13 protein-coding genes are annotated in these 8821 nt (G+C 71.3%); all 13 read right to left on the bottom strand.

Annotated features, from left to right (window positions below; translation table 11 throughout):
* Window positions 1-373: 373 nt before the first annotated feature.
* The 13 genes from CA983_RS11920 to CA983_RS11865 all read right to left on the bottom strand — a co-directional run bounded on the left by CA983_RS11920 (window position 374) and on the right by CA983_RS11865 (window position 8710).
* Window positions 374-1027 (bottom strand): DUF6919 domain-containing protein, encoded by a 654-nt coding sequence (locus CA983_RS11920; RefSeq protein ID WP_425276444.1) that lies wholly within the window; start codon window positions 1025-1027, stop codon window positions 374-376.
* Between the two features lie 5 nt (window positions 1028-1032).
* Complete coding sequence (locus tag CA983_RS11915) at window positions 1033-1200, bottom strand: pRL2-8 (RefSeq protein ID WP_086600867.1); 168 nt, start codon at window positions 1198-1200, stop codon at window positions 1033-1035.
* A gap of 14 nt (window positions 1201-1214) precedes the next feature.
* On the bottom strand, window positions 1215-1721 hold the full coding sequence (locus CA983_RS47140) for a hypothetical protein (RefSeq protein ID WP_208636941.1): 507 nt from the start codon (window positions 1719-1721) through the stop codon (window positions 1215-1217).
* A 58-nt stretch (window positions 1722-1779) separates the two neighbouring features.
* Window positions 1780-2031, bottom strand: a complete 252-nt coding sequence (locus tag CA983_RS11905; protein WP_086600866.1) for a hypothetical protein — start codon at window positions 2029-2031, stop codon at window positions 1780-1782.
* 123 nt (window positions 2032-2154) lie between these two features.
* A complete protein-coding gene (locus tag CA983_RS11900; protein WP_086600865.1) occupies window positions 2155-2538 on the bottom strand; it encodes a hypothetical protein in 384 nt (127 codons plus the stop codon).
* A 109-nt stretch (window positions 2539-2647) separates the two neighbouring features.
* Window positions 2648-2794: a hypothetical protein gene (locus CA983_RS46195; RefSeq protein WP_158101854.1), complete on the bottom strand. Its 147-nt coding sequence runs from the start codon at window positions 2792-2794 to the stop codon at window positions 2648-2650.
* Window positions 2795-2952: 158 nt separating this feature from the next.
* Entirely contained in the window at window positions 2953-3663 is a 711-nt protein-coding gene (locus tag CA983_RS11895) for a hypothetical protein (protein WP_086600864.1), read from the bottom strand.
* 12 nt (window positions 3664-3675) lie between these two features.
* On the bottom strand, window positions 3676-3867 hold the full coding sequence (locus tag CA983_RS11890; protein ID WP_086600863.1) for a hypothetical protein: 192 nt from the start codon (window positions 3865-3867) through the stop codon (window positions 3676-3678).
* Window positions 3868-4106: 239 nt separating this feature from the next.
* Window positions 4107-6389, bottom strand: coding sequence for an FtsK/SpoIIIE domain-containing protein (locus CA983_RS11885; protein WP_086600862.1), 2283 nt, complete (start codon window positions 6387-6389; stop codon window positions 4107-4109).
* 81 nt (window positions 6390-6470) lie between these two features.
* Window positions 6471-6803: a hypothetical protein gene (locus CA983_RS11880; protein WP_086600861.1), complete on the bottom strand. Its 333-nt coding sequence runs from the start codon at window positions 6801-6803 to the stop codon at window positions 6471-6473.
* Between the two features lies 1 nt (window position 6804).
* On the bottom strand, window positions 6805-8202 hold the full coding sequence (locus CA983_RS11875; RefSeq protein WP_086600860.1) for a DUF2637 domain-containing protein: 1398 nt from the start codon (window positions 8200-8202) through the stop codon (window positions 6805-6807).
* On the bottom strand, window positions 8199-8444 hold the full coding sequence (locus CA983_RS11870; RefSeq protein ID WP_086600859.1) for a hypothetical protein: 246 nt from the start codon (window positions 8442-8444) through the stop codon (window positions 8199-8201). Before CA983_RS11870 ends, CA983_RS11875 begins: the two co-directional genes overlap by 4 nt.
* Window positions 8441-8710 (bottom strand): hypothetical protein, encoded by a 270-nt coding sequence (locus tag CA983_RS11865; protein ID WP_086600858.1) that lies wholly within the window; start codon window positions 8708-8710, stop codon window positions 8441-8443. The genes CA983_RS11870 and CA983_RS11865 overlap by 4 nt, the downstream gene beginning before the upstream one ends.
* Window positions 8711-8821 lie beyond the last annotated feature (111 nt).

Genomic DNA, 8821 nt, shown 5'->3' with positions numbered 1-8821 from the left:
CGACGAACACGGCGGCGAAGACTGCGGCTGCGGTCATGGGTGCTGGTCTCCTTCGCGGTTTCCCGCTGTCGTTTCCGCTGGCTTTTTCGCTTGCGGTAATTAGATGATGCAGACTCCGAGTCTGCATGTCTAGGGGTTCGCAGACTCCGAGTCTGCATAAAGCGGGTCTGTGCTGGTCAGGCCCCGAAAGAATCTCGCGGTCCGGGTGCGCCGTCCGCTCCCAGGGCGCACTGCGGGGGTGGCCTGCGTCTCACCGGGCCTCGCAGCACACAGCCCGGAAGCGGCCGGACTGCGGGCCGGTTCCGGGCTGATCTCCTGCCACCCAAAAGCGGGGGAGGGCGGCACGTCGTGCGGGGACGTCGCCGGGCGCGGGTCAGATCTCCTTCAGGGGCGGTGCGGTGGTGGTCCACGGGTTGGCGGGGTCCTCGCGGCGCAGGCCGGTGAGGTGGTCGAGGACGACCCAGAGCCGTTCGCCGGCGGTGCCGTACTCCGGCGCCACGATCGAGACGTACGTGCCGTGCGCGACCTGGTCGTAGAGGCTGCGGTCGAGGCCGGGCCACTGAATGGCCATGTCCGCGCGGCCGATCCGTCCGCCGAACGCGGTGACCGGCTCCCCGTCGCGGGTGGTCACGACGACGGGCTGCTCCTGGACGACGCCGTCGCGGCGGTGGTCGTTGATCCGGACCGTCAGCCCGGCGGCGTGCGCGGCGTCGACCAGGCGGTGGAAGAGGGCGGCGTCGGTGACGACCAGCTCGACCGCAGCGCGCTGCTCCCACCACAGGCCGTCCGCGCCGGTGCCCGCGAACCCGGGCTGCGAGCAGGTGGTGACGTACCCGGCCCGGCACAGCGCGGCGAGGGTCGGCACCAGGTGCGCGGTCTCCTCGTCGGGGCCGAAGCGCGGCTGGTAGCCGGGGCGGGAGGCGATCGTGCCCTCCAGCCAGCGGGCCATCAGCTCGCCGAGGTCGAGGACGGTGCGGGCGGACTTCCAGAGGCGCCGGTCGGCGCGGCTCATCCAGGGCAGCGGCATGGTGGTCACCGCCCCACGATCATGTTGCCGTGGCCGTTGAGCATGTGGTCGACGCACGCCGGGCAGTCCTCGCGCGGCTTCAGGTGCTTGTGCTGCTCGCGGCTGTCGTAGGCGTGCAGCCAACACTGGCGGCACTCGCCCACCGGCGGGTTCAGAGCCTTCTTGCTCGCCATCGTGGTCTCCCCGATCAGTGGTTGACGGTGGTGTTGGACCGGCCGAACCAGCGGTTGTTGTTCGTGACGTGCGTGTGGTTCTCGACCGTCGTGCGCCCACCCATCAGGGCGGGGGCGAGCTTCCAGCCGACGATCGCGATGGCCAGCCACATCAGCCCACCCGCGCCGATCCCGGCGAGCGGGGCCAGGGCCTGGCCGATGCCCCAACCGGTGCCGGCGGCGAGCACGCCCCCGGCCGCGACGATCTGGGCGCGCGGGTCGATGAGGGGCTGCGGGGTCAGGTCGCGCGGCGGCATCGGCTGCATCGGGGCCGGGGCGGCGGACCGGCGCATCGGGACCATCTGGCCGTACGCGTCGGGCACCCAGACCACCGGGTCGCTCTCGTCGTACAGCTCGACCGTGCCGTTCAGCGGCGTGGTCTGCAGCGGCATCCGGTAGTGCGGTGTCACGTCGTACGCGGGGCGGTACGGCTGAACCGCGGCTTCGGTGCGCGGTGTCTCGGGAGCGCGGTCGGTGCTCACGGGTCAACCTCCTGGGGAAGGTGGCCGGCCCCCGGGCCGAAGACCGGGGGCCGGGCGGTCAGTCCTGGTTGGTGCGGTACTTCTTCGTGCGGCGAAGGACGTGGTCGCGGCTGAAGCCGGTGGCCTCGGCGGCGTCGAGCTGGAGGGCCTGGCCCTCGTCCAGCTCGGCGGCGATGGCCTTCCACATGGCCTCGTCCGCCTGCTCCTTGGCCCGCTCGGCGGCGGCGTGCGCCTCGTCGCGGGTCTTCTTCAGTTCGGCGATCCGGGCCTTCGCGGCGGCGCGGATCTCCTGGTTGGGGCGGGGGCTCATGGCGGGCTCCTTCGGTGTCGTGAGGGACGATGGGGGCTCCCTCCCGCTGCCGTTCGGAGCGGGATTACGGGGCCCGGGGCGGTCGGCGATCCTTGGCCGGGTGACGGCCGCCCCGGGGCGTGTCTACCTGGTCAGCGGGACCTGGGGGGCGGGGACGGTCGCCTCGGCGGCGCTGGCCACCTGCTCCATGACGTCGCGGGTGGAGTCGGCGGCGGCCTCCAGGTGCCCGGCGAGGGAGGCGTAGCCCATCTCGCGGGCTCGGCCCTTCAGGGACGCCAGGTAGACCCAGGTGTCGTGCAGCTCGTCGTGCAGGTCGACCAGGCCGGGCTGGAAGGCGAGGGAGTCGGTCAGGCTCGCGGCGCCCTTGCTGTGGATCTCGGCGCGCTCCGGGAGGGAGTCGAAGGACCTCGTCGCGATGACCTCGCGGACTTCCTCGACCTCGTCGTAGGCCCAGCTCTGGCCGATCAGGCTGAACAGGAACGACATCACGCGGTTGGGCTTCTTCACGCTTGCTCCTCTGCTGGCTTTTCTGCTGGCGGTTTTGCGTGCCCCGGGCCGGATTCGATCCGACGCCGTCGCAGCGCCCGCTGATGCGGGTCCGGGGCTGAGGAGCAGCTCAGTCGAGGAGTTCGTCCTCGGTGATGCCGCCGGGGATGCGGTGGGCGGTGACGCCTTCCCTGGTGACGATCACGGTGGTGACCTCATCCGGACCGGTGCGCTCAGTGGCGACGTATCCCTCGTGCTGGCTGGGCTGGTCGTTCATCGTTGATCCTTCCGCTTGCTTTTCCGACTGCTTTTCCGCTTGCGATAAATAGAATGCAGACTCCGAGTCTGCATGTCTAGGGGTTCGCAGACTCCGAGTCTGCATAGAGCGCGTTCGTGCAGGTCAGCGCCCTGAAATTTCTTCCGGCGCGGGGGTTGTCAGGAGCTGCTGCGGTGGCAGACGCCGCACGGAATCTTGACCTCGCGGGTCTTGCCGGTGGCGGAGTGGATCCGGGTGGAGATGGTGACCTTGCCGCCCCGGCAGCCCTTGACCGTGCAGCGCTGGCGCTTCGGCTTCACGCTCGTGGTCGGCCCGGCCCCGCCGGTCTGCAGCGTCCAGGCCGTGGTGAGCGCGGTGGCCTTCGCCGTGCTCACGGCCTCGCCCGCCTTCTCCCTCGCGGCGTCGGCGGTCTCCTTCGCCTTGCCCTTGGCGGCGCCGGTGACCGCGCCGGCCTTCTCCTTCATCTGCGCTTTGGCGGCCCTCTTCTTCGACCGCCACCACGCCTTGACCTCCGGTGCGGCGACCTCGTGCACGGCCTTGGCGGCGCCCACGGCCTGGTGGAAGTCGAACGTGGGGTACAGCTCGCCGGTCATCACGATGCCGCGCCACTCGGCGGTGAAGATGTCGCGGTCCGCGTCCTTCCGCCGTTGCTGCCACCCGGCGAGGACGGCGTCGACCAGGCCGTTGGTGATGACGGTCGAGTCCTCGCCCTTGCCGCAGGACAGGCAGGAGATCCAGGCGGGGGAGACCTCGCGGAAGCCGTGCTTGTGGATCTCCAGTGAGAAGCCGTTGCCGCACTCGCCGCACAGCAGCTCCTGGCCGTCGACGTGCGCCATGCCCACGAGCTTCAGGTCCGGCTTGGTGTCCATCGCGCTCTCCCCTCAGCCCTTGCCGGTGCGGGTCGGCGTGACGCTCGGGGTGGGCGTCGGGGTGTTGGCGGGCACCGCCTGGCCGTCGTTGCCGCCCCCGATGTAGAGCCCGATCAGCAGGCAGGCCACCGAGCAGACGATGACCTTGTTCTTGGCCCACCAGCCGGGCGGGGCGGGCTCGGTCAGCACGTACTTGACGCCCATGGGGGTCGTCCTCCGTCGCGTTGGGTTTGTCAGGGTTTGGGTAGTGCTGGGACCTGGACGGAGCCCGGACGGGGTTCGCATCGATGCAGGTCAGAGGGGGTGCGCATCCTGGACGCTCCCCGGCTCGACCTGGACAGTGCACGTCCAGGTCGAGGGGGGTGTCGTCCGGGTCGACGGCCGCCCGATCCGGGGGCATATCGGCCCAAATCGGGCGGCCGTCCAGGGTGGATCCGGGTCCGTCAGGCCGTGAGGCCGTACTTCGACTGGACCGCCCGGAGCACGGCGGCGAGCGGGTAGCCGTTGAGCGCGGACTTGCTGCCCTCCCAGGCGCGCTTCGCCTTCTCGTCGGCCTCGCGCACGACCAGGCGGGCCAGCTTCTCCGGGGTGATGTCGAGACCGGCGGCCTTGAGCGCGTCGACCAGGACGGTGCCCGGCAGCCAGTCGACGGCCGCGTTCTCGTCGTCGGCCTTCGCGTCCTGGTCGTAGGCGTTGAAGACGTCGAGCAGGACAGCGAGGACCTGGGCGTCGTCCTCGCCCTTCTCCCGGAGCTGGTCGGCGAGGGACTTCGGACCCTCCGGCAGCGTGCCCGCCTTGGCCCGCAGGTCGTGGGCGCGCTCCAGCAGCTCCTTGACCTGCTCGTCGGTGTAGTAGTCGGCGCGCACCAGGACGGGGTTCGAGCCCTCCGCCCACAGAAGGCCGGCGCCCCTCATCTCCGGCTCGATGGTCTTGGCGCTGTACCCGGACGCCGCCGCGCCCTTGCCGAGGATCGTGTCCGACGCCTCGGGGGTGGTGCAGCGCAGCGCCCACCGGATGGAGAGCAGGTCACGCAGGGAGGTGTCGACCACGTCGGAGCCGGGCTTCTGCGTGGCGCAGAAGGTGATGATCCCGGCCGCGCGGCCCCGGCTGACGAGGTTCCGGAGCTTCTTCGTGATCTTCTTTCCGAAGTCCTCGTCGGTCGTGTAGAGCATCAGCTCATCGACCCACAGCAGCTTCTGCCGCAGCTCGGGGTACTTGTTCGCCAGCTCCTCGGTGACCTTGCGCTTGCCCAGCTTCTTGAGCAGCGCGTAGCGGTGCTTCATGTCGCGGATCGCGGCGTCCAGCATCTCGTCGAACGCCTCGGGGTCGGCCGCACCCTCGTAGTACTCGCACAGCGGCTCGAAGGGCTCCAGGTCACCACCGCCCTTGCCGTCCGCGAGCCAGAGGATGACGCGCGGGTCGAGGGCCGCGGCGAGCAGGATGGTGTTGCCGGACGCGGACTTGCCCGCGCCGGGCTCGCCTCCGATCAGGCCGGAACGCTCGACCACGGAGATGGAGATGGGCAGGCCGCGCACGTCGGGGCCGATCTGGATGCGGCCCCAGAAGTTGGCGGCGGCCTCCAGCGCGAGCAGCGGGCCGGGGTCGACGTCCCCGGTGAACGGCAGCTCCTTGCTGACGTACAGCTCCAGCCGTCCGGCGCGGGCGCCCTTGGCCTTGCTCTTGGTGATGCTGAGCTGGGCCTCTTCGACGCCGAATGCGCTGGCCAGCTCGGCGTGCGCACGCATGGCCTTCTTCGCGGGGATGCCGGGCGGCAGGTCGACGACCGCCGACCAGGCGCCGCGCGCGTCCAGCATCGGCATCTGGATGATGGCCAGGGACTCGTCCGCGCCGATGACCTTCGCGGCCTGGAAGCAGTTGTCGAGCATCGGTGCCGTCATGGGGTCTCCGTCTCCCAGGGACCGCCAGTCGGCGGACCAGTCGGTCTCTTCGGTGATGACGTGGCGTCCGGCGAAGGCGCCGCCCGCGAAGGTGGCGAAAGCGCCGGCGGACGCGCCGAACCATCCGGCCTGCAGGTAGCCCGCGCCGATCGCGCTGAGCGGCGGACCGTACGCGGCGCCGCACCGCAGGGAACGCATGGTGCGCCGGTACTGCTTGGCCTTCTTGTGCGCGGTGACGGCCTGCATGGCAACCGTCTGGGTGCGGTCGGCCTCCCGCAGCGCGACCTCCTTCTTCTTCTTCATCAGCGCCGGGGTGAACCGGGCGGCGCGGGCGGCGGCGCGGGCCTCCTTCGCGGCGGTGTGCGCCTGGTGGGCGAGGGCCTGCGCCTGGATCCCCTCGAAGCCGACCACCCAGTCCTGGACGCGGCGGGCGCCGCGCTTGAACTGCGCGACGTGGCCCCGGTCGGTGCGCTGACGGCGGACCCAACGGCGGTAGGCCCGCAGCCGGGAGCGGTACAGGACGCCGGAGTACATGGCCCAGCCCTCGGGCGTCTTGGCCCAGGCCGGGATCAGCGGACGGGCGTCGAACGCGTCCAGGTCGAGGTCGTCCACCTTCTCCAGTTCGACCGGGGCCGGGGTGACCCGGCCCTCCAGGACGCGGCGGGCCGACTCGACCACTGCGGCCCGGTCGGTGGGCTCGGTCATGCCACCCAAAGCGGGGGCGGCGGGCGTGGTGCTGGCGTCCGTGGCCGGCCCCGCGCCCGGGAGGTAGGTGATGGTGGCCAGGTCCGTGCGGTCGGTGCCCGGTCCGGTCGGCATCTCGGTCATGCTGTCCTTCTCCTTCGGGAGGAAGCGGGGCCCGGCGGCGACTGTGAGAGGGAGGCGCCGGGCCCCGCGGCTTGCGGGGGGTCAGAACAGGACGTCCGCGGCGAGCTGCTCGGCGGCGGCCTGCTCGCGGGCCTTCTTGCGGTTGTTCGTGCGCCGGGTGAAGCACGCCCGGCACAGGACGATCAGGTCCTCGGCGCCGAGGGTGACGGCGACGTGGGTCGGGGTGTCCGGGTCGAGCGGGGCCACGATCAGCGGCTTCTTGTACTCCGGCCGCTCGTAGCAGGACCGGCCCGTCACCGGGTGGTCGTTCCTGCCGCACCCGCCGGGCTGCTCGAAGTGGCACTGGCAGTGCCCTCCGGCAGCGTCGACGACGGTCTTGTACAGAACGCTCGCGACGATCGGCGGCCGGTCCATGTCAGCCCGCCAGCTCGGTGTCGCCGTCGCCGTCGACGAGCTTGAGCTTCCGCTCGGCGATGACCCGGTCCCGCAGCCGCCGGGCGTCGTCCCGGCGGATGCCGAGACGCTTCGACAGGGCGGCGGCGGAGATCTGGTTGCCCTCCGCCACGAGCTCGGCGGCGACCTTCAGCGCCTCCGGCAGGAGCGCCTCCAGCTCCTCATCCGACCGGCCCCGGCGACCGTTCCCGCTGGCGTCGTCGCCAGCGTTCCCAGAAGCCTTCCCGTTGGCCTTCTCGCGGGCTTTTTCGCTTGCGGCCTCAGACCCGTACATCCCAATTCCCGCAAGGGCTGTAGCGCCCTCAGAGGGCCGCTGGAGAGCCGGGAGCGGAAGGGTCGGACCGAGGGTCGGGATGCCCTCTGAGAGGCGGTGCGGGAGCGGGTTGTAGAGGGTCGCGAGCATCCCCGCGCGGACCAGCTCCGGGCGGACGTGCTCACCCAGTTCGAAGGCGGCCCCGAGGGCGACCCGGGCGTTGGTGGCGTTCGCGTAGACCTCGGCGGACAGGCCCGGCTCGGCGCCCTTCTTGATCCGCCACGCGGTGGCGAACGCCTCCTCCTCGGTGATCGACCCGAACGGCAGGGCGGACAGCAGCCGGTCGGCCTCGGCGGCGATGTCCTTGTGGTCCTTGCGGCGCGCGGCGAGGTGCTTGCGGCGGGCCTTCTCCTCGCGGCGCTGCTCCTTGGTCTTGCCGTGCGATCCGTGGGTCTTCATGTCCCACAGGTAGATCGCGATGAGGGACGATGCGGCGAACACGATCGCGACCCAGGTGTGACCGGGCAGGGCCTCAGCCCAGTGCCAGTAGTTCACCGCAGCCGCGAGGAAGGCGGTGACCCAGGTGGCGACCCGGTACTTGCCCGCCGGCCTTCCGGCGTCCTCGGCCTGCTTGCCCATGAAAGTCAGGGCCCAGGCCGTGCCCTCCAGCATCGCCGAGAGCAGCGCGGCCAGGAGGACGAACACCCCGGCGTCGGCCAGTGCGCCCACCTGCGAGATGACGGCCGGGACGATCGAGCAGACCATCACGAAGCCGACGAACATCGTGACCGGGTTGCCGTTGACCCAGCGGGTGACCTTGGCGACCTTGGCCCGGCGGGCGGCCTGCTTGCGCTCCTTCTCCTGCGCGCGGGCCCGCTTGTCGGCCAGCTCCTGGCGGCGCTTGGCCTCGGCGTCCTTCCGGGCCTGCTCCGCCCGCAGCTCGGCGTCCTTGCGCTTCTGCTCGGCCTCGATCTCCTTGGCCTTGAGCTTGGCCTCGACCTCCAGGCGGCGGTCCTCGCGGGCCTGCTCCGCCCGCAGCTCGGCGTTCTTCCGGGCCTGCTCTGCCTTGAGCGCCTCGTCGGCGCGGCGCTCCTCGCGGTAGCTCATCGGGTACCTCCAGCCGCCGGGTTCGCGAGCCCGGACAGGACGTTCGCCATCTCGGTGCGGAGCCGGGGGGAGACGGGGCGGATGCGCAGGCGCCGGGCGAAGGTGTCGCCGCCGGCGGCCGTCGCGCGGGCCACCATCTCGGTGATGACGCTGACCAGGGCGGCGACACCGGCGATCACGCCGAGGGTCATCTCCAGCACGGTCAGCAGGAACAGGGCGGTGTGGGCGAGGGCGCGCTTCATGCCGCGACACCCCGCTCGAAGTGCGTCGTGGCCCGGCGGGGGAGTCGCACGATGCGGCTTCCCAGCAGGCTGCGGTAGTGGGCGAGGTCCTCGGCGTCGACGTCGGTGTCGGCCTCGCGCTCCAGCTCGGCGACGATGTCCGCGAGCGCGTCCTGGCCGGCCGCCGTGTCGAAGGTGACCGGCTCCAGCTCCAGGTCGAAGCCCATGGAGACCTCGGCGAATTCGGCCGCCGTAACGATGCGCTGACCTGCAACGATGATGTTCATGTGGGGTCGTGCTCCCTTCTTGGAACGGCCCTTACGGCGGCTCCTCCGGTGGTCCTGGCAGATCGGCCGGAGGAGCCGTTTTTCGTGCACGGGCAGCACGATGTCGCGCAT

The sequence above is a fragment of the Streptomyces swartbergensis genome (assembly GCF_002148965.1).
Classification (GTDB): Bacteria; Actinomycetota; Actinomycetes; order Streptomycetales; family Streptomycetaceae; genus Streptomyces; species Streptomyces swartbergensis.
This window is presented reverse-complemented; position numbering and strand designations above follow the sequence as displayed.